Consider the following 20061-nt stretch of genomic DNA (forward strand, 5'->3'; position numbering starts at 1 on the left):
CCTGTGTTGGCTGCGTTTTGTGAGTCCGCGTTCGGAGGAGAACGCGGACGCTGGCGCACAGCATCGAGGACTGGGTCTCACGGGAGGATAACTCAATGGCAATGGCATCGACCGCCGGCGGAACGAGCCGCGGCATGACGCGGGAAGAGAAGAAAGTCATCTTCGCTTCCTCGCTGGGCGCGGTTTTCGAATGGTACGATTTCTATCTCTACGGCGCGCTGGCGGCCGCGATCGGCACGACATTCTTCAACTCGTTTCCCGAAAGTACCCGCTACATCTTCACGCTGCTGGTTTTCGCCGCCGGCTTCATCGTGCGTCCCTTCGGCGCGCTGGTGTTCGGCCGCATCGGCGATCTAGTCGGCCGCAAATACACGTTTCTAATGACCATCATGATCATGGGCCTTTCGACCTTTCTGGTCGGCCTGCTTCCCGGTTCCGAGACGTGGGGTATCGCGGCGCCCATCCTGCTGATCGCGCTGCGCATGCTGCAGGGCCTGGCGCTTGGTGGTGAATATGGCGGTGCCGCGACCTATGTCGCCGAACATGCGCCCGACGATCGGCGCGGTTTCTACACGTCATGGATCCAGACGACCGCGACGCTCGGCCTTTTCCTGTCGCTGATCGTCATCCTGATCGTGCAGAACTCCTTGAGCAAGGAGGCTTTCGCGGCCTGGGGCTGGCGCATTCCCTTCATCGTTTCAGCCGTATTGCTCGCGATTTCGGTCTGGATCCGTCTGTCGCTCTCGGAATCGCCGACCTTCCTGCGCATGAAGGAGGAGGGCAAGAGTTCCAAGGCGCCGCTGTCTGAAGCCTTCGGCCAGTGGAAAAATGCCAAGATCGCGATCCTCGCGCTGTTCGGCCTGACCGCCGGCCAGGCCGTCGTCTGGTACAACGGCCAGTTCTACGCGCTGTTCTTCCTGGCCAATGTGCTCAAGGTCGATGCGCAGTCGGTCAACATCATGATCGCCATTGCGCTCGCGCTCGGCACGGGCTTCTTCGTCTTCTTCGGCTGGTTGTCCGACAAGATAGGCCGCAAGCCGATCATCATGGCCGGCCTTGCGCTGGCGGTCGTCACCACCTTCCCGCTGTTCAAGGCACTGACCTGGGCCGCCAACCCGGCTCTCGCCACCGCGCAACAGAACACGCGCGCCACGGTGACCGCGGCCCCTGGAGACTGCAACTTCCAGTTCAATCCGACCGGAACACGCGTACCCGTGACGTCCTGCGATATCGCAACCGACTTCCTTTCCAAGAACTCGGTGCCTTACGATATCGTTTCGACAGCGGCGGCCGGCACGGCGGCAACCGTCAAGATCGGCAACGAGACCGTGACGTCCTATGACGCGGCGGCCGCTGGCGACAAGAAGGCTGCAAGCGACACCGCCTTCAAGAAGTCGGTCAACATGGCTCTTCAGGACGGCGGTTATCCGCTGAAGCGCGCTGCCGCCAAGGTCGCCGACCAGAAGCTCGACGCCTTCGTCGCCGCCAATCCGGAACTGAAGCTCGATACCGCGGCCATCCGTGGCGGCGAGAAGGCAACGGTTCCGGTCGAGCAGGCGATCAAGGACGAGGTGCTGACCAAGGATGAGGCGGCCGGCGCCCCGGAGGTGACCGTCTACTCCATTCCGGCAGCGGGTGCGTTCGCGATGTTTGCCGATCCCGCACAAGTCAACTGGGCAAAGGTCATCGGCATCCTGTTCATCCTGGTCCTCTACGTGACCATGGTCTACGGACCGATCGCGGCGATCCTGGTCGAGATGTTTCCGACCCGCATCCGCTACAGCGGCATGTCGCTGCCCTATCACATCGGCAATGGCTGGTTCGGCGGACTGCTGCCCGCGATCGTGTTCGCGTTCAGCGCCTACAAGGGCGATATCTACTATGGCCTCTGGTACCCGGTGGTCATCGCCGCGATGACGCTGATCATCGGCATGATCTTCGTCAAGGATACGCTTGGGACCGATCTGCGGACCAAGGAGTAGTCGATCGCCGATATGAATAAAAAGCCCGGCGCGAGCGATCGCGCCGGGCTTTTTCATGCAAACTCTATGCTGAAGGCTTCAGCTCTTCCGGTGTGAATTCTCTTCCTCGACGGCGGCTTCGTGATACCAGCCATCGGAATCGGCGTGCTCGCCGCGAAGCGCGGCAAGCTCTGCCGCGAATTTGGCCTTGGCGCCTAAATTTAAGGCAGGCCTGCGCGCTGCCAGCGGGAACATCAGGATTGTTGCCGACGGACGGGAAGGGGCGACTTCCATGGGCGCTCTCCTTTCTTCTTCGGGAGCTTGTCGATTCAGTCTCTTCACAACATAGGTCTTGCGATTCCTTTAGGCAATATGCCTACGAAAAGATCATTATTTGCCTAATATATATGCACAATTGATGTTTGACTGATCTTGATCATTGATGAGGCGGCTCAACAAATCCGCCCCCATCTCCCTGTCATTTTGCCGCACCGGCCGACACCGGAGTGGCATACGAATTGCATTTTATTGATTGGCAGCGCCGGCTGCCGACGGCGGACCCGTGTCGACCCCGTCTGGTGTTCGGTGAACAAGCAACGAGAGGCTAGAATGACGAAATACAAGCTCGAGTATATCTGGCTCGATGGATACACCCCGGTCCCCAATCTGCGCGGCAAGACGCAGGTCAAGGAGTCCGCCGAATTCCCGACGCTCGAGGAGTTACCGCTTTGGGGCTTCGATGGCTCCTCCACGATGCAGGCCGAGGGCCACAGCTCCGACTGTGTGCTGAAGCCGGTCGCGGTTTATCCGGACCCGACCCGCACCAACGGCGTGCTGGTCATGTGCGAAGTCATGATGCCTGACGGCGTGACGCCGCACGCATCGAACAAGCGGGCCACTATTCTTGACGACGAGGGTGCCTGGTTCGGCTTCGAGCAGGAGTATTTCTTCTACAAGGACGGCCGCCCGCTCGGCTTCCCGGAGAGCGGTTATCCCGCCCCGCAGGGTCCGTACTACACCGGCGTCGGCTACAAGAACGTTGGCGATGTCGCGCGCCAGATCGTCGAGGATCATCTCGACCTCTGCCTTGCCGCCGGGATCAACCATGAAGGCATCAACGCCGAAGTGGCCAAGGGCCAGTGGGAATTCCAGATCTTTGGCAAAGGCTCCAAGAAAGCCGCCGACCAGATGTGGATTGCTCGCTACCTGCTTCTGCGTCTCACCGAAAAATACCGCATCGACATCGAATTCCACTGCAAGCCGCTCGGCGATACCGACTGGAACGGCTCGGGCATGCACGCCAATTTCTCGACCGCCTATATGCGCGAAGTCGGCGGCAAGGCGTATTTCGAATCGCTGATGGCGCAGTTCGACAAGAACCTGATGGACCACATCGCCGTCTACGGTCCCGACAACGACAAGCGTCTGACCGGCAAGCACGAGACCGCGCCGTGGAACAAGTTCAGCTACGGCATCGCGGACCGCGGCGCTTCGATCCGCGTGCCGCACTCCTTCGTCAAGAACGACTACAAGGGCTATCTGGAAGACCGTCGTCCGAACTCGCAAGGCGACCCCTACCAGATCGCTTCGCAGATCCTGAAGACGATATCGCAAGTTTCGACAGCGGCTGTTTCGGCTGCTGCCTGACCTATAGCTCGGGTGGATCGCAAGGTCCTTGCCGTATAGAAAAAAAGCCTTGGCGCTCCGCGTCGGGGCTTTTTTCGTTATATTGCGAGTGGTGGCATCTGTCTCGCCCGGCGAAGCAAAGTGGTGCGTCGGTGGCGACGATGCCGATGCAAGAGCCGGCCCTCGTCGCCGATCGCTGCCGGGCTGACCGATACCCTCGCGCTCACCCATGCGGACAGACTCGCTTCGGAGATGCCACTTGACAGCGAGTGGGCGGAAAAGGCTCCGAAGGTCCGTCAAAGCCGATCGAACGGCAGCGACTTGAATACACCCAAAAAAAGTCAGACTGAAAAGGTCGAGCCAGCTTCAGCAAATGAAGGGGCTTTTGGCTGGCATACCGCGGCCGTCATCAATGGATTGCGTTTCTGGATATGGTGAAAAAGCCCGGAAAACTGCCTGTTTCCGGCTCATCCGTACACCAACAAAGCCTTCTATAAGCCACTGTTCATACAAGGAAATCGCCGATTCCTGCGATTCCTCCGGTGCGTTGACATACCATGTCGCGGCATGCGTATTCATGGCCATGGGGTTACGCCAAGCAATGCTGTTCGAACGGGGCGGGGGTTTCGTGAACGACGGCATTGGCGGGGGCGCCGGACGAGCGGGCATTGCAGCCTGAGGCAGTGTGCCGCTCGCTCCTGGCGACCGATTGCGCTTTGGAGCGATCCGCCAATGGCCCGCAACAACCTGTCGCGACCCTGAATTTCGGCTTCCGCCAACGGCCGCGTGCCGGCCACGGCCAAACAATCCTTGAACTGAAAAGCAATGATGTCGCGACGCTCCTCGGGGCGTCGAGGACGGCAAAAAGCCCTTGAGGGGTAATCCCTCAAAGGCTCTGTACGCTATCCCAGTGGTCTTACACCGAATAGTACATATCGTATTCGACCGGATGCGGGGTCATTTCGAAGCGCATCACTTCCGCCATTTTCAGTTCGATATAGCTGTCGATCTGGTCGTCGTCGAAGACGCCGCCGGCCTTCAGGAAGCCGCGATCCTTGTCGAGGCTTTGCAGAGCTTCACGCAGTGAGCCACAGACGGTCGGGATCTTCTTCAGTTCCTTCGGCGGCAGGTCGTAGAGATCCTTGTCCATCGGCTGTCCCGGATGGATCTTGTTCTTGATGCCGTCGAGGCCGGCCATCAGCAACGCGGAAAAGGCCAGGTAGGGGTTCGCGCCCGGATCGGGGAAGCGGACCTCGACGCGCTTGGCCTTCGGCGAACTGCCGAAGGGGATGCGGCAGGAGGCCGAGCGGTTACGTGCCGAATAGGCGAGCAGCACCGGCGCTTCATAGCCGGGCACCAGGCGCTTGTAGGAGTTGGTCAGCGGGTTGGTGAAGGCGTTGATAGCCTTGGCGTGCTTGATGACGCCGCCGATGAAGAACAGGCAGTTCTCCGACAGGCCGGCATATTCATTGCCGGCGAAGGTCGGCTTGCCACCCTTCCAGATCGACATGTGGACATGCATGCCCGAACCGTTGTCGCCGAAGATCGGCTTCGGCATGAAGGTGGCCGTCTTGCCATAGGCGTTGGCGACCTGGTGCACGACATATTTGTAGATCAGCATCTTGTCGGCGTTGCGGACCAGCGCGTCGAACTTGATGCCGAGCTCGTGCTGGGCGGCGGCCACCTCGTGATGGTGCTTTTCGACGCGCACGCCCATTTCAGCCAGCACGGTCAACATTTCGGAACGCATGTCCTGCGCCGAATCGATTGGCGGCACCGGGAAATAGCCGCCCTTGACGCGGGGGCGATGGCCAAGGTTGCCGGTCTCGTAGTCGGTGTCGTCATTCGACGGCAGTTCGGTCGAATCGAGCTTGAAGCCGGTGTTGTAGGGATCGGCCTTGTACTTGACGTCGTCGAACACGAAGAACTCGGCTTCCGGCCCGACATAGATGGTGTCGCCGATGCCTTCCGCCTTCATGTAGGCCTCGGCCTTCTTGGCCGTGCCGCGCGGATCGCGGTTGTAGGATTCACCCGAGACCGGATCGAGGATGTCGCACAGGATGACCATCGTCGACTGCGCGAAGAACGGGTCCATGTGGACCGTGTCCGGATCGGGCATCAACACCATGTCGGACTCGTTGATTGCCTTCCAGCCGGCGATCGAGGAGCCGTCGAACATGACGCCATCGGCGAACATGTCTTCCTCGACCTCGACGACATCCATCGTGACGTGCTGCAGTTTGCCCTTCGGGTCGGTGAAGCGCAGGTCGACGAATTTCACGTCGTTGTCCTTGATCTGCTTCATGATGTCTTTGGCTGTCGTCATGTCATTTATCCCTGTGTGCTGACGTTTTTTGATGATGACGTTTCTTAGAGGATGGCCGTCAAACCGCGTCCATTCCGGTTTCACCGGTCCGGATGCGCACGACTTCCTCGATGTTGGAGACGAAGATCTTGCCGTCGCCGATGCGGCCGGTCTGGGCCGCCTTGCGGATGGCCTCGATCGCGCCTTCCACGGCATCGTCGCCGAGCACGACCTCGATCTTCACCTTGGGCAGGAAGTCGACGACATATTCGGCGCCGCGGTAGAGCTCGGTGTGGCCCTTCTGGCGGCCGAAGCCTTTGGCCTCGGTCACGGTAATGCCTTGCAGTCCGGCCTCCTGAAGCGCTTCCTTCACTTCGTCCAGCTTGAATGGCTTGATGATCGCTTCGATCTTTTTCATGTAAAAAGTGGCCTCCACTGCCAAAAAAACGGGTTGTGAGCCCCCGCTTGCGCCTCCATCAAGCACGAACTGTGCCAGATAGGGGGATTTGAAGCGGTCTCATATGATTTCGAAGCCAAACCGCGCCGGCATGCAATTTCGCGTCATTCGCTGCACCGGAAGCGCCATGGACTGCAGAAGCCCGCGCAGTTCCTCACTTGCATCCGCACGAAAATTAGGCAATCAGCCCATTTTTTGTGCGGTTTCGCGCCTCGAATGCTCGCCCGGCAATGTAGCGCAGCTGGCAAGACCTCCCTCTTTGTTTGCTTCGGCTCGAAAACTGGACAATGCTTGATCGAATGCGGATCGGCAATCCATGAGCGACGAACTTCTCACTTCCGCCGAGATGGGCGAGGCGGACCGGCTGACGATTGCCGCCGGTCCAACCGACGGCATTGGGTTGATGCGCAGAGCAGGCGAAGCGGTCGCGGCCGAGGTTTTCGTCCGCTATCCCCAAGCGGCCCATGTCCATGTGCTTTGCGGGCCTGGCAACAATGGCGGCGACGGCTATGTCGTCGCCCGCATCCTGGCAGGCGGCGGCGTTGCGACGACGATCTGGGCATCAGGTGCGCCGAGGGCGCAAAGCGATGCGGCGCTCGCCGCGGCGGAATGTTCGATCAAGCCTCGGCCGCTGGTCGGCTTTGAAGCCGAGCCGGGCTCGATCGTGGTCGATGCGCTTTACGGGGCAGGGCTGTCCAAGCCGCTATCCGGCGAAGCCGCCAGGGCGGCCGATCTGGCCGCCGGACTGCATTTGCCGGTTGTCGCGGTCGACCTGCCTTCCGGCATCTCCTGTGACAGCGGCAAGGTGCTAGGCACATCGTTTTCGGCGGACCTCACCGTGACCTTCGCGCGCAAGAAACCAGGCCATCTGCTCCTGCCGGGCCGGGAGCGATGCGGCGAGATCGTGCTTGCCGATATCGGCATCGGCGATGACATCATTGCAAAGCTTGAGCCTCGGACATTCGAGAACGGACCGGCACTCTGGTTGCGCGGTTTGCCGGTGCCGGCCGTCGACGCGCACAAATACAAGCGCGGCCATGTCGGCGTCTTTTCCGGCGGCCCCAGTGCCACCGGTGCGGCGCGGCTGTCGGCGCTTGCCGCTGCTCGATCCGGGGCAGGGGCGGTGACCGTACTGTCGCCGGCGAACGCCATGCAGGTCAACGCAGCGCACCTGACCTCGATCATGCTGCGCAGGACCGACGAGATGGCCGACATCGAGGCATTTGTCGGGGAGCGCCGGCCGTCGGCCTTTGTTCTCGGGCCCGGCTTTGGCGTCGGTGAAAAAACCCAGGCGTTCGCGCTTGCTCTGCTCGCGTCGGGCAAGCCGGCGGGCGCCTCCACCGGAATTGACGGTCTGGTCTTCGACGCCGACGCGATCACGTCGTTTCGGGAGGCGCCAGATGTCTTGTTCGAAGCCGCCCGCGGGCCGCACGCGCCCGTGCTGGTGATGACACCGCATGAAGGCGAGTTCGCCAGGCTGTTTCCCGGCCTCGCCGACGACAATGCCTCCTCGAAGCTGGACAAGGCACGCGCGGCCGCCGCGGCGGCCAATGCCGTCATCGTCTACAAGGGCGCCGATACGGTGATTGCCGCTCCGGATGGCAGGGCGGCGATCAATTCAAACGGCGCGGCTTGGCTCGCCACGGCCGGATCAGGTGACGTGTTGTCCGGTATCACGGCCGGACTGATTGCCCAGGCCATGCCGGCGTTCGAAGCAGCCTGTGCCGCGGTCTGGATCCATGCCGAGGCCGGAAGCCGGTCCGGCGCTGGGCTGATTGCCGAGGATTTGCCGCTGGCGCTGGTGCCGGTGCTGCGCGAACTGGTTACTGCTCGCGGCAGCCGTTGATAAACGCGGTCTGTTGATTGCCGGTGATTACAACGGAATGTTGTCGTGCTTCTTCCAGGGGTTCTGCATGTCCTTGTTGCGCAGCATGCGAAGCGCCCGGGCGATACGGCGGCGGGTCGAGTGCGGCATGATCACCTCGTCGACATAGCCGCGCTCGGCGGCCACGAAAGGCGACAGGAAGCGATCCTCGTAGGTCTTTGTATGGGCTGCGATCTTTTCGGCATCGCCGATATCCTTGCGGTAGATGATCTCGACCGCCCCCCTGGCGCCCATCACCGCGATCTGCGCCGTCGGCCAGGCATAGTTCATGTCGCCGCGCAGATGTTTTGACGCCATCACGTCATAGGCGCCGCCATAGGCTTTTCGGGTGATGACGGTGATCTTCGGCACGGTCGCCTCGGCATAAGCGAAGAGCAGCTTGGCGCCGTGTTTGATCAATCCGCCATATTCCTGCGCCGTGCCGGGCAGGAAGCCGGGAACATCGACGAAGGTAACGAGCGGGATCGAAAAACAGTCGCAGAAACGCACGAAGCGCGCCGCCTTGCGGCTGGCGTCGGAATCGAGCACGCCCGCAAGCACCATTGGCTGGTTGGCGACAAAGCCGACCGTGCGGCCTTCTACCCTCCCGAAGCCGGTGACGATGTTCTTGGCAAAACTCTGCTGGATCTCGAAAAAGTCGCCCTCGTCGGCGACCTTCAGGATCAATTCCCTGATGTCGTAGGGCTTGTTGGCGTTGTCGGGAATCAGCCGGTCGAGCGACATGTCATGGTCGGTGACCGACTGGTAGCATTCGATCTCGGGAATCTCCGATGTGTTGGAAGCCGGCAGCAGGTCGACCAGCCGGCGCATCTGCAAGAGTGCTTCGACGTCATTGTCATAGGCGCCGTCGGCGATCGAGGATTTCGTCGTGTGGACGGAAGCGCCGCCGAGGCTCTCTGCGGTCACCGTCTCGTTGGTCACGGTCTTCACCACGTCCGGCCCGGTGACGAACATGTAGGAGGTGTCGCGCACCATGAAGATGAAATCGGTCATGGCGGGCGAATAGACGTCACCGCCGGCACATGGGCCCATGATGACGGAAATCTGCGGAATGACGCCGGAGGCGAGCACGTTGCGCTGGAAGATCTCGGCATAGCCGCCGAGTGCCGCCACGCCTTCCTGGATGCGCGCCCCGCCGGCATCGTAGAGGCCGATGATCGGCGCACGGTTGCGCAGCGCCATCTCCTGCACCTTGATGACTTTCTCGGCATGGGCTTCCGACAATGAGCCGCCGAACACGGTGAAATCCTTGGCGAAGAGATAGACCGGGCGGCCATTGACCGTCCCCCAGCCCGTGACGACGCCATCGCCTGCGATCTTGGTCTTCTCCATGCCGAAATCGGTCGAGCGGTGCTCGACATACATGTCGAACTCCTCGAACGAGCCTTCGTCGAGGAACACCTCGATGCGTTCGCGCGCGGTGAGCTTGCCCTTTTTGTGCTGCGCATCGATGCGGGCCTGGCCGCCGCCCATGCGGGCAATGTCGCGCCGCCGCTCGAGTTCCTTCAGCACGTCCTTCATCGCTCGGTCCCCAAAATCGGAAGCTTTGTTTGTGGTAATGATGCCAGCCATGGAGCGCAAGCGTCGGCTTTTGGCTGGTTTTTGCTGCAGCGCAACATGACGCCCCTTGCATTCCGGGGCGAACTCAGCCATATGCAGCCCATAGGCGCTTGGGCCGGGAGATTCCGGCCTTCTCGACGAATGAGACTGGTTGCGTCTGTTTTCCCTCTTTCCGGCAAGTCGGCAAAGGTGGCGAAAAAGCCCCGTGGCATGACGCCTGCGGGCACGACAGCGCAGCCGAGTGGACGTTACCGTCCGCCCGCCTTGTCGTTTCATATCAAATTTTTCGACGGCAGGTTGCGCCCTGCCGCCATCGACGTTGCGGCCAGAGGCCGCGTGAAAGAAGATTACTTTGACCAACGAAAACACATTGCCCGGCAACGATACCGCGGAACTCTCCGGTTTCGCGGCGCTGGGAATTACGGGTGCGCTGCTCAAGGCCACCCACAATGCAGGCTTCACGGAACCGAAGCCGATCCAGATGCAGGCGATCCCGCCGCAGCTGGAAGGCCGTGACATTTTCGGCATCGCGCAGACCGGCTCCGGCAAGACCGCTGCCTTCGCGCTGCCGATCCTGTCGAAGATCATCGCGCTCGGCACCAAGCGCCGCGCCAAGACGACCCGCGCGCTCATCCTGGCGCCGACCCGCGAACTCGCGGTGCAGATCGAGGACACCATCAAGATTCTCGCCAAGGGCGCGCATGTCTCGACGGCACTCGTGCTGGGCGGCGTCTCGCGCTTCAGCCAGGTGAAGAAGGTTGCCCCAGGCGTCGATATCCTTATCGCCACGCCCGGCCGCTTGACCGACCTGGTGCGCGAGGGCGACCTCATCCTGTCCGACACCAAATGGCTGGTGCTGGACGAGGGCGACCGCATGCTCGATATGGGCTTCATCAACGACGTCAAGCGCATCGCCAAGGCGACCGCGCCCGACCGCCAGACGGCGCTGTTCTCGGCCACCATGCCTGACGAGATCGCCGAGCTCGCCAAGGGTCTGTTGAAGAACCCGGTCCGCGTCGAGGTCTCGCCGCAAAGCACCGCGGCCGTCGAAATCGTCCAGGGCGTCGTCTTTGCCCGCACCAAGCAGAAGCGCCAGGTGCTGTCGACGATGCTCGCCGACGCGGCGATGAAGTCCGTCATCATCTTTTCGCGCACCAAGCATGGTGCCGACCGGGTGACCAAGGACCTTGAGCGCGACGGTTTCAAGGCCGCCGTCATTCATGGCAACAAGTCGCAGAATGCCCGTCAGAAGGCGCTGAACGATTTCCGTGATGGATCGGTGCGCATTCTGGTCGCGACCGACATCGCCGCGCGCGGTATCGACGTCCCCGGCATCAGCCATGTCGTGAACTTCGACCTGCCGGACGAAGCCGAAAGCTATGTCCACCGCATCGGCCGCACCGGCCGCAACGGCAAGGATGGCATCGCGATAACGCTTTGCGATCCTTCGGAAAACAGCAAGCTTCGTCAGGTCGAGCGCATCATCCGCACCAAGCTGCCAATCGTTGCCGACCATCTCGGCAGCCCCGATCCGGCGCGCAATCCGGCTGAAAAGAACGAGCGCTTCGAACCCGCCAATGACCGCAATGGCCGTCGCGACGGCAGGCGGCCGGGCGGCGAGAAGAAGCAGAACAACGGCTTCGGCAAGAAGCGCTTCGGCGACAAGCCGGCCTTTGCCGGTGAGCGCAAGCCCGAAGGTGCGAAGCCTTTCAAGGGCAACAACAAGCGCCGCTTCGGCGGCAAGCGTCCGGCGGCGCGGGCTGCCTGACCATTATGGCAGTCGGCCAATCCCTGGCGGTTGGCTGGTTGCCTGAGCAATAGAGAAAGGGCGGCTGAGGCATTGCTTCAGCCGCCCGTTTTATTTCAGAACCTCACTTCGCCACGGCTTCGACCCAGACGGCAATCCGTTGCGCCAGGAAGGCCGTGGTCGATGGCGACAGCGCGTCGCCGGCAAGGACATGATTGTCGGGATCGCCAGTGCTTTCGATGGGTACCAGCTCATGCGCACCACCCCAGCGCGCGGCGATTTCGCGGGTGCGGTCGGGTCGCACCACTCTGTCCAAATCCGAGAAAATAAACAAAGCCGGGATGGTCGCCTTCTCCACCGGCGCGCCATAGGCAAGCTCGGTCAGGGCCTGCATCGGCATCGTGGCGGCGATCGGATATCTGGTGGTCCAGAATTTCTCATGCAGCGCATTGCGCGGCGCGAAGCTGCGTTCCTTGCCGGCGACGAGTTCGGCGATCTGCTTGCCCCAGGGCATGGTCAGGATCTCGGCGCCGGATGCTTTTACGCCGAAATTGGGCGAGATGAATGCGATGGCCGCCACACCCTCGGATGCTCCGGACTGCGTTGCCGCCCAGACCGCCAGTGAGCCGCCGGTCGACGTCGAGATGACGATCACCTTGTCACCGATTGCCCGGCCGATGGCGAGCGCCTCCTCATAGTCGTTGATCCAGGCATTGACGCTGCCTTGCCTCATGGCTTCGCCGTCCTGTCCGTGACCGGTGAGGCGGGTGTAGAACAGGTTGGCGTCGAGCTGGTCGGCCACATCGTCGGGCAAGGGGCGGAGTTCGCCCTTCGATGCTGAAAAGCCGTGGATGTAGACGATCGACAGCGGCGTCTTGGCGTGCACCATCGGGTTGGCCCAGACGATTTCCTTCTCCAGCCCGTCGCTGATGCCCGGTATGGCGGCTTCCGCCTTGGCCACATAGGCCTGCGGGTCGTCGCCGATGGCGGAAGGATCGAAACGGATCGTGGTGTCGACGGGAACGCGTGGACCAAGCACGAAGGCCAGGGCAAGGATGGCGATCAGGCCCAGCACAGCAAGCACGATCCGTCGCCCCATCGCAGACTCCACGCAACAACATTCAAACTATGGTGGTCGCCGTGAACAGGCAACGGCCGCTCGGGCGGCCAAGCCACCAATCCTGTGGGCATCTACTCGTTGGGCGTTTTCCGCTCGTAATGCAGTGGCCGTGCCTTCCAGCTGGTCGTCAGGCTGATCACCCATCGGGATACAGGCCTTGGCAGCAAGCCAAGAAATTTCAGCGGCCAGCTCGTCCGGTACGGGAAGGTCACTTCGAAGCCGCCGGATTTGATGCCCCGCACCATGCGGCGGGTCGCGCGGCCGACCGGCATCAGGCCCGGCATCGGCAGCATGTTCTTTTCGGTCAAAGGCGTGTCGACAAACCCGGGGTTAATCACCTGAACGCGGATGTTCATCTTGTCGAAATCATATTTCAGCGACTCGGCCAGGATGTTGATGGCGGCCTTGGTGCCGCCATAGGCGGCCGTTGTTGGCCAGCCGAAATAGGCGGTCACCGAGCCGACCAGAACGACATGGCCGCGTGCACGCACCCGCATGTGCTCGACGAGAGGCACCAGCCCATTGATGATGCCGAAATAGTTGACCTCGAAGGTGCGGCGGAAGTCGCTGACGACGAGTGACTCTCCAGGGGTCGAGATGTAATTTCCGGCATTGAAGATGGCGAGCACGATCGGCCCGAGGTCCTTCTCGATCGCCGCCACCGTTCTTGCCATGCGCGGCTCGTCGGTGACGTCGCAGGGAAAAGCCACGACCTTGCCCGGCATCTGCGCGGTCTCGACGATGAGCGTGTCGATCGGATCGTCGTCCAACGCGGTCACCGCCACCGCATAGCCCTGTGACGCCAGATCCCTGGCCAGCGAGCGGCCAATGCCGCTGCTGCCGCCCGTGACCCAGGCGACGCCGTGTTTCGGATCGGCCCGATAGAGTGTCATGCTGCGCCCTGTCGACTTGTTGGTGCTTTGCTCTAACGGCGAAGAAATCGAATGAAAAGAGTGCTTTTCCACCACAGGTGCAAATGAACTGTGTGATATCGAGCCAGGTCGCGACAAGGTCGGCACTCGCAAGGCCGGAAATGCGACTGGACCAGACGAATTCTTGCCTTGAAACCGCAGCGTTGGGTTTCTAGGGTTTCGGCGCACGTACACAAGGAATCCTGAATGCCCCGTTCTGTGATCGACGCGATCGGCAACACGCCTCTGATCCGCCTCAACAAAGCTTCTGAAGCAACCGGCTGCGAGATCCTGGGCAAGGCCGAGTTCATGAATCCGGGACAGTCGGTCAAGGATCGCGCCGGACTGTTCATCATCCGCGACGCCGAACAACGCGGCCTGCTGAAGCCGGGCGGTGTCATTGTCGAGGGAACGGCCGGCAACACCGGCATCGGGCTGACGCTCGTCGCCAAGGCGCTCGGATACCGCACCGTCATCGTCATCCCGGATACGCAAAGCCAGGAAAAGAAGGACGTGATCCGGCTGCTCGGCGCCGAGCTGATCGAAGTGCCGGCCGTGCCCTACAAGAACCCCAACAATTACGTGAAGCTATCAGGGCGGCTGGCCGAGCAGATGGCCGGATCCGAGGCGAATGGCGCCATCTGGGCAAATCAGTTCGACAATGTCGCCAACCGCGATGGCCATATCCGCACCACGGCGCAGGAAATATGGACCCAGACCGGCGGCAAGGTCGACGGCTTTGTTTCGGCGGTGGGTTCGGGCGGAACGCTGGCCGGTGTCGCGTTCGGGTTGAAAGCCAAGAGCAAGGATGTGAAAATCGCGCTGGCCGATCCGCTGGGCGCCGCGCTCTACAGCTTCTACACCAGCGGTGAACTGAAATCCGATGGCAACTCGATCACCGAAGGTATCGGCCAGGGCCGCATCACCGCCAATCTCGACGGGTTCACGCCGGAGTTCTCCTATCAAATCCCGGACGAGGAAGCGCTACCGATCATCTTCGATCTCATCCAGGAAGAGGGGCTCTGCGTCGGCGGCTCGACTGGCATCAACATTGCCGGCGCGATGCGGCTGGCCAGGGAATTGGGCCCGGGCCACACCATCGTGACCATCCTTTGCGACTACGGCACGCGCTACCAGTCTAAATTGTTCAATCCGGAATTCCTGCGGGAGAAGAACCTGCCTGTGCCAAGCTGGATGGAGCTCAAAAGCAAGATCTCGGTGCCGTTCGAAAAGGTCGCGTGATGGCGCACAGGACCGAAGCGCTGTTTCGCGACGACGCCTATCTCAAGACGGCTGACGCAACGGTCGTCGCCATCAACGAGCGCGGCGGCATCATCCTCGACCGAACAATCTTTTATGCCACTTCTGGTGGCCAGCCGGGCGACACCGGCCATCTCGAACGCACTGACGGCAGCCGCATCGCAATTGCCGCCACGATCACCGGCGAGACCAAGGACGAGATCATCCATGTGCCGGCGCCGGAGCAGGCGATGCCGGTGGTCGGCGAAACGGTGAAGCTCATCATCGACTGGGAGCGCCGGCACCTGCTGATGCGCATGCACGCGGCTTGCCACCTGCTTACCGTCGTCTGTCCGTTCCCGATCACCGGTGCGTCGGTCTCCGAGGACGACAGCCGCGTCGATTTCGACATTCCGGACGCCAGCTTCACCAGGGAAGAGGTGACTGCCGGCATGATGGACCTGGTGCGGGCGGATCATCCCATCTTCACCAGGCTGATCAGCGACGAGGAATTGGCCGCCAATCCTGGCCTGGTCAAATCCAAGAATGTTCGACCGCCGGTCGGCACGGGCAAGATCCGCCTGGTCTGCATCGGCGAGAATGGCGCGGTGGACAGCCAGCCCTGCGGCGGCACGCATGTGAAGAGCACTGGCGAAATCGGCGAAATTCACATCGGCAAGATCGAGAAGAAGGGCCGGGAGAACAGGCGCTTTCGCATTCGCTTCGGTCCGATGCCGGCGAACTGAACAGACACACACCGTCAGAAGGCGGCAGGAGGAAAAATGGCCGAAGACAGTCCTTTCACGGTCGATGCGGACTGGCTGCAGCAGCGCCTAAGCCAGCCGGGGCTGACGATCATTGACGCCTCCTGGTACCTGCCTGCGCAAAAGCGCGATGCGCGCGCCGAATATGATGCGGCCCATATCCCGGGCGCCCGGTTCCTGGATCAGGATGCCGTTTCGGATTCCGACGCCGCTCTGCCGCATACGCTCGCATCGCCGCGGCATTTCGCCCAATATGTCGGCGCGATGGGCGTTTCGGCCGATGACACCATCGTCGTCTATGATGGGCCGGGCTTTTTCTCGGCGCCCCGGGCATGGTGGATGTTCCGCGTCATGGGCGTCTTCCAGACCTATGTTCTGGACGGCGGTTTCGACGGCTGGAAGGCGGCCGGCCGCCCGGACACGGCCGAGCCGACCAAGATCGCGCCGAGCGTGTTCCATGCCGATTTCGATGCCGCGCGCGTCGTCGGCCTGGCCGACATGCGCCGGATCGTCGATACCGGTGAAAGTCAGATTGCCGACGCGCGTGGGGCAGGGCGCTTTACCGGTGCCGAGCCCGAGCCCCGCGCAGGCATCCGCTCCGGCCACATGCCAGGCGCCCGCAACGTGCCCTATTCGGCGCTTTCCGAAAACGGCAGGCTGCTGCCGAAGGACCGTTTGCGCAAGGTGATAGAGGACGCCGGTATAGATCTGTCCAAACCCGTGGTCACATCCTGCGGCTCCGGTGTCACAGCCGCGGCGGTCACGCTGGCGCTGGAGACGCTTGGCCACACTGAAAACAGGCTTTATGACGGTTCATGGACCGAATGGGGCGGGCTCTCCGATACCCCTGTCGTGACCGGCCCAGCGGCGGCCGGCCCAGCGCTGGCCGGCAAGGAATGACGACGATGGAAAATGGCGTGCTGCAGGACATTGAAGTCACAGTGACTTTTCTGGAGATGCATGCCCCGCCGGCCGTCTCGCCGCCGGTGCCCTACAATCGCCAGGTCGCACTGCTGAAGACCAGGGACATTCCCCTGCATTTCTACCGCTACCTGATGGACCGGGTGGGGCGCAAATGGCACTGGGTGAATGTTCTGAGGCTGAACGACGATGAGCTGTCCGCCGGAATCCACCGCGAGGATCGCGACATCAGGGTGCTCTATCTCGACGGTTCGCCGGCGGGCTTCTTTGATCTGAAGCCGCATCTGCCCGAGGAAGTCGAACTCGCCTATTTCGGCATGATGGAACACGCCACCGGGCAAGGCATCGGCCGCTGGTTCCTTGGCTCGGCGATTGCCGCGGCATGGTCGCATGGGCCGAAACGGGTGACGGTGCAGACCTGTACGCTCGACCACCCCGCAGCCCTGCCGCTCTATCAGAAGCTTGGTTTCAAGCCGGTGGCGCAGAAGAAGGAAGTCGTGCACCCGCTGCCATTCGCCGAGCGTTCGGCCAGCGTCATGCGGCCGTAACTCCAGCCGCAAACCTGAACCTTCCGTTCATCGGCGCTTCAGCCTGGCTTTGGCATCTTGCCCGCATTGTCAAATGCGGCCGAGGCCGAAGGAGAAAAGACATGCTGACCCGACGTACTCTCGCCGCCGCGCTGATCGCGGCCATTGCCATGCCGAGCCTTGCCGCCGCCCAGGCGACGACGCCCTCGGCCGCGACGATCGAGCGGAAGCTCGAGGCGGCCCCTCGGGTCAAGCTGCGGCCGAACGAGCGCGTCACCATCCGCGAATTCAAGCGCCGGCCGGACCTGCGCCGCATGGCGCGCTCGATCGATATCCAGTCGATCAATTTCGCCTTTGGCTCAGCTGCCATTTCCACCTCGCAGTATGACAAGATCGAGAACATCGCCGATGCGCTGCGGCGCATCCTGCGCCGCGATCCAGGTGCGCGTGTGCTCATCGAGGGGCATACCGATGCGGTCGGTTCCTTCCAGTCGAACCAGGTCCTGTCGGAACAGCGCGCTGCCTCGCTGAAGCGTACGCTGGTGCGCGAATTCGGCGTGCCCGGCCATGCATTGGAAACCGTCGGCTATGGCGAGGAGTTCCTGCTCGTGCCGACGCAGAACGAAAACTGGCAGAATCGCAGGGTGACGCTGCGCCGCTTCGACGATTTCATCAGATGATTTTCGAAGTTATTAGCCGACTTCGTTCACCTGCTCGATGATCCCGGCGGTCCGTGCCGGTGCTGGACGGTGACCGATACGCGACACCGGATCGGTCACCGGATGGTTGGCGGGAATCGGGTGGGAAGCGTTGCCGCGAGCGCATAGTTTCCGGTCGACAGCACCGGAGATCTTGCCATGACCATTCAGTTCACAGCGCTGCCGACCGACGATGTAAGAGCCCTGCAGCGCGGCGGCCCCGATGCCTATGGCCACACGCCCGAGCGGAAAATCTCCGACGGTGACGGCGTGCCATGCCGTCATTGTCTGAGCAATATCGCTGCCGGCGATGTCTATCTCATCCTCGCCTATCGGCCATTTCCGAACCTTCAGCCCTATGCCGAAACAGGGCCGATCTTCCTGCACGCCGAGGAATGCGAGCGTGCCGTCGGCACAGGGGAGCCGCCGGAGATCCTCGAGAGCCCGGACTATATCGTGCGCGGCTATGGCAGCGATGATCGCATCGTCTATGGCAGCGGTGGCGTCATCCCGACCGAGGCAATCGCCGCGCGAGCCGAGACCTTGTTCAAGCGCGAAGACATTGCCTATGTGCATGTCCGCTCGGCGCGCAACAATTGCTACCAATGCCGGATCGAGCGCGTCTGACGAAGCTGTCGTACTCCCGTCGCATTGTTTCTGTAGAAAGCCAGTATCGATTGATTGGTCGACCGCGGATGAACCGGCGGCAAATCTCGATATCGAGGAAGCGGGGCTTTGGCTCCGCTTTTTTGTTGCCTGCGTTCAGCCCCAAGTCTTCTTCGCGCAAGAAAAAATTCGCGCAAGAAAAAAAACCCGCCGGCATGGCCGACGGGTTCCGATTGTTTGCCTGGAGGGGCTTAGTTGAACTTGTACTTCGCGCCGATACGCACGGTATGGAAGGAAGCCTTGGAAGTGACGGAGTCGTCGGGGAGACCGAGATCCGACGAGAAATCCTTCTTGGCGAACTGCGAATAGCGATATTCCAGTCCGAGCGTGACGTTGCTGGACACAGCCGTTTCCAGACCGCCACCAACCGAGAAGCCGCTGGAACCCCAGTCGATGATATCACCGACCGGATCGGAAGCGTTGAGATCGAAATGCTGCCAGCTGTAGCCAGCCAGCGCATAAGCGAGGGTCGATTCGTTCATCTTCATGCCGACGCGGCCCAGCACATCGAAGCCGTAGTCCGTATCCAGATTGATCGAGCCGCCTGGAATATCGAGCTGGCTGGTCATGCCCGAATAGCGAGCATCAACCATGACGCCGGCAACCCAGCTGCCGAAGTCGTGATCATAACCGACGTTCAACTCGCCAAGCACGCCTTCGCCACCAAGGCCGTTGAACTTGGCACCGAGAAGCGGCGGGATTTCGAGCTGGTGCACAGATGCGCCGGCACCCAAGCCACCACCTATGTAGAAGCCGGTCCAGTTGTAGGCGGGCGTTTCAAACGAAGTGGCTGCGCCGTTCTGCGCTCCGAAGCGATAGCTGGCGGCAACCTGGAATGTGTGACGCGACGTGTCGAGATTGAGGGCGCCGTCCGGCGAAGGAATGCCGGCCTCGGAAAGGAGATCGTCCTTGGTGCCGAAGCGGGTGTAGCGGTATTCCGTCTTGATCGTCCAGTTGCTGTTGATCGCGGTTTCGAGACCACCACCGACGAAATATCCACTCTGGTCCCAATCGAAGCCGAAGCCGGCATTGGTATCAAGCTTGTACTTCTGCCAGGAATAGCCGCCCATGACGTAGCCCAGCGTATTCGGCGTGATCAGGTAACCAGCACGCAAACCGGCGTCGAAGCCGTATGTCTCCTGAATAGAGGCGTTGAAAGGGCCGACATCCAGCGAGGTTTCAATGTTGCCGACATGTACATCGACAAGCCCGCCCAGAAGGAAGCGGGGCGACACCATGTAGTCGTAACCGGCGGTAAGCTCGCCGTAGACGCCTTCACCGCCGATGCCATCCAAAGACACACCGGAGATGAAATCGCTGCTGAGCTTGTGCGAGTTGGCTCCGGCGCCGACACCAAAGCCAACATAAACGCCGCTCCAGTCGAAACCGGAGGTCTCGACCGGCTGCACGACATCAGCCGCGTGCGCGGCCGACATAATTGCCACCGCCGACACTGCACCAAGAAGAATAGATTTCGCTGAAACGCGAATAAACATAGCCGTACCCCTAATCAATAAGCCCAAGGTGTTCCTAGCAGGGAGTCGGCCAAAACAGGTATGATAAAAATGCAACAATGGGAGGCAAAGTGCCCTTACGGCACACGCTTCGAGGCGGCCTCAAGAAAGCGGATCGGCGCGTCATTACCAAAGCAAAAAAGCCCGCCGGAGCGAACCG

At 61.5% G+C, this 20061-nt stretch carries 18 protein-coding genes; 10 read left to right on the forward strand and 8 right to left on the reverse strand.

What is annotated here, in order from left to right; translation table 11 throughout:
• Positions 1–95 precede the first annotated feature (95 nt).
• Positions 96–1982: an MFS transporter gene (locus FJ948_RS00195; RefSeq protein WP_140701077.1), complete on the forward strand. Its 1887-nt coding sequence runs from the start codon at positions 96–98 to the stop codon at positions 1980–1982.
• A 78-nt stretch (positions 1983–2060) separates the two neighbouring features.
• Here the strand turns inward: FJ948_RS00195 and FJ948_RS00200 are convergent, their stop codons facing one another.
• Positions 2061–2255, reverse strand: a complete 195-nt coding sequence (locus FJ948_RS00200; RefSeq protein ID WP_140701079.1) for a DUF2735 domain-containing protein — start codon at positions 2253–2255, stop codon at positions 2061–2063.
• Positions 2256–2570: 315 nt separating this feature from the next.
• Between FJ948_RS00200 and FJ948_RS00205 the strand changes: the two genes are divergently transcribed.
• Entirely contained in the window at positions 2571–3608 is a 1038-nt protein-coding gene (locus FJ948_RS00205) for a glutamine synthetase beta-grasp domain-containing protein (RefSeq protein WP_140701081.1), read from the forward strand.
• Positions 3609–3953: 345 nt separating this feature from the next.
• Here FJ948_RS00205 and FJ948_RS00210 read toward each other — a convergent pair whose 3' ends face one another.
• The 3 genes from FJ948_RS00210 to FJ948_RS00220 form a co-directional block, all read right to left on the reverse strand.
• Complete coding sequence (locus tag FJ948_RS00210) at positions 3954–4172, reverse strand: hypothetical protein (RefSeq protein WP_140701083.1); 219 nt, start codon at positions 4170–4172, stop codon at positions 3954–3956.
• 331 nt (positions 4173–4503) lie between these two features.
• Entirely contained in the window at positions 4504–5913 is a 1410-nt protein-coding gene (gene glnA / locus FJ948_RS00215) for a type I glutamate--ammonia ligase (protein WP_140701085.1), read from the reverse strand.
• Positions 5914–5971: 58 nt separating this feature from the next.
• Positions 5972–6310, reverse strand: coding sequence for a P-II family nitrogen regulator (locus FJ948_RS00220; protein WP_006205430.1), 339 nt, complete (start codon positions 6308–6310; stop codon positions 5972–5974).
• 355 nt (positions 6311–6665) lie between these two features.
• Here FJ948_RS00220 and FJ948_RS00225 point away from each other — a divergent pair, with 355 nt between their 5' ends.
• A complete protein-coding gene (locus FJ948_RS00225) occupies positions 6666–8195 on the forward strand; it encodes an NAD(P)H-hydrate dehydratase (protein WP_140701087.1) in 1530 nt (509 codons plus the stop codon).
• Positions 8196–8222: 27 nt separating this feature from the next.
• Here the strand turns inward: FJ948_RS00225 and FJ948_RS00230 are convergent, their stop codons facing one another.
• Positions 8223–9755 carry an acyl-CoA carboxylase subunit beta gene (locus FJ948_RS00230; RefSeq protein WP_140701089.1) on the reverse strand — a complete coding sequence of 511 codons (1533 nt, stop codon included), beginning with the start codon at positions 9753–9755 and terminating at the stop codon, positions 8223–8225.
• Positions 9756–10146: 391 nt separating this feature from the next.
• On the opposite strand from FJ948_RS00230, the gene FJ948_RS00235 reads away from it, so the two are divergent.
• On the forward strand, positions 10147–11562 hold the full coding sequence (locus FJ948_RS00235; protein WP_140701091.1) for a DEAD/DEAH box helicase: 1416 nt from the start codon (positions 10147–10149) through the stop codon (positions 11560–11562).
• A gap of 103 nt (positions 11563–11665) precedes the next feature.
• Here the strand turns inward: FJ948_RS00235 and FJ948_RS00240 are convergent, their stop codons facing one another.
• The gene (locus FJ948_RS00240; protein ID WP_140701093.1) at positions 11666–12640 is read right to left on the reverse strand and encodes an alpha/beta fold hydrolase; all 975 of its coding nucleotides are present in this window, start codon (positions 12638–12640) and stop codon (positions 11666–11668) included.
• A 92-nt stretch (positions 12641–12732) separates the two neighbouring features.
• Complete coding sequence (locus tag FJ948_RS00245) at positions 12733–13554, reverse strand: SDR family oxidoreductase (RefSeq protein WP_140701095.1); 822 nt, start codon at positions 13552–13554, stop codon at positions 12733–12735.
• Positions 13555–13779: 225 nt separating this feature from the next.
• On the opposite strand from FJ948_RS00245, the gene FJ948_RS00250 reads away from it, so the two are divergent.
• The 6 genes from FJ948_RS00250 to FJ948_RS00275 all read left to right on the forward strand — a co-directional run bounded on the left by FJ948_RS00250 (position 13780) and on the right by FJ948_RS00275 (position 18348).
• A complete protein-coding gene (locus FJ948_RS00250; RefSeq protein ID WP_140701097.1) occupies positions 13780–14814 on the forward strand; it encodes a cysteine synthase A in 1035 nt (344 codons plus the stop codon).
• A complete protein-coding gene (locus tag FJ948_RS00255; protein ID WP_140701099.1) occupies positions 14814–15557 on the forward strand; it encodes an alanyl-tRNA editing protein in 744 nt (247 codons plus the stop codon). The genes FJ948_RS00250 and FJ948_RS00255 overlap by 1 nt, the downstream gene beginning before the upstream one ends.
• Positions 15558–15593: 36 nt before the next feature.
• Complete coding sequence (gene sseA, locus FJ948_RS00260; RefSeq protein WP_140701101.1) at positions 15594–16475, forward strand: 3-mercaptopyruvate sulfurtransferase; 882 nt, start codon at positions 15594–15596, stop codon at positions 16473–16475.
• Between the two features lie 5 nt (positions 16476–16480).
• Entirely contained in the window at positions 16481–17044 is a 564-nt protein-coding gene (locus FJ948_RS00265; RefSeq protein ID WP_140702158.1) for a GNAT family N-acetyltransferase, read from the forward strand.
• A gap of 101 nt (positions 17045–17145) precedes the next feature.
• A complete protein-coding gene (locus FJ948_RS00270; protein ID WP_140701103.1) occupies positions 17146–17703 on the forward strand; it encodes an OmpA family protein in 558 nt (185 codons plus the stop codon).
• 177 nt (positions 17704–17880) lie between these two features.
• Positions 17881–18348 (forward strand): DUF1203 domain-containing protein, encoded by a 468-nt coding sequence (locus tag FJ948_RS00275; protein ID WP_140701105.1) that lies wholly within the window; start codon positions 17881–17883, stop codon positions 18346–18348.
• 230 nt (positions 18349–18578) lie between these two features.
• Here FJ948_RS00275 and FJ948_RS00280 read toward each other — a convergent pair whose 3' ends face one another.
• Positions 18579–19883 (reverse strand): outer membrane beta-barrel protein, encoded by a 1305-nt coding sequence (locus FJ948_RS00280; RefSeq protein ID WP_140701107.1) that lies wholly within the window; start codon positions 19881–19883, stop codon positions 18579–18581.
• Positions 19884–20061: the final 178 nt, after the last annotated feature.

This window comes from Mesorhizobium sp. B2-3-12 (assembly GCF_006442205.1).
Taxonomy (GTDB): Bacteria; Pseudomonadota; Alphaproteobacteria; order Rhizobiales; family Rhizobiaceae; genus Mesorhizobium.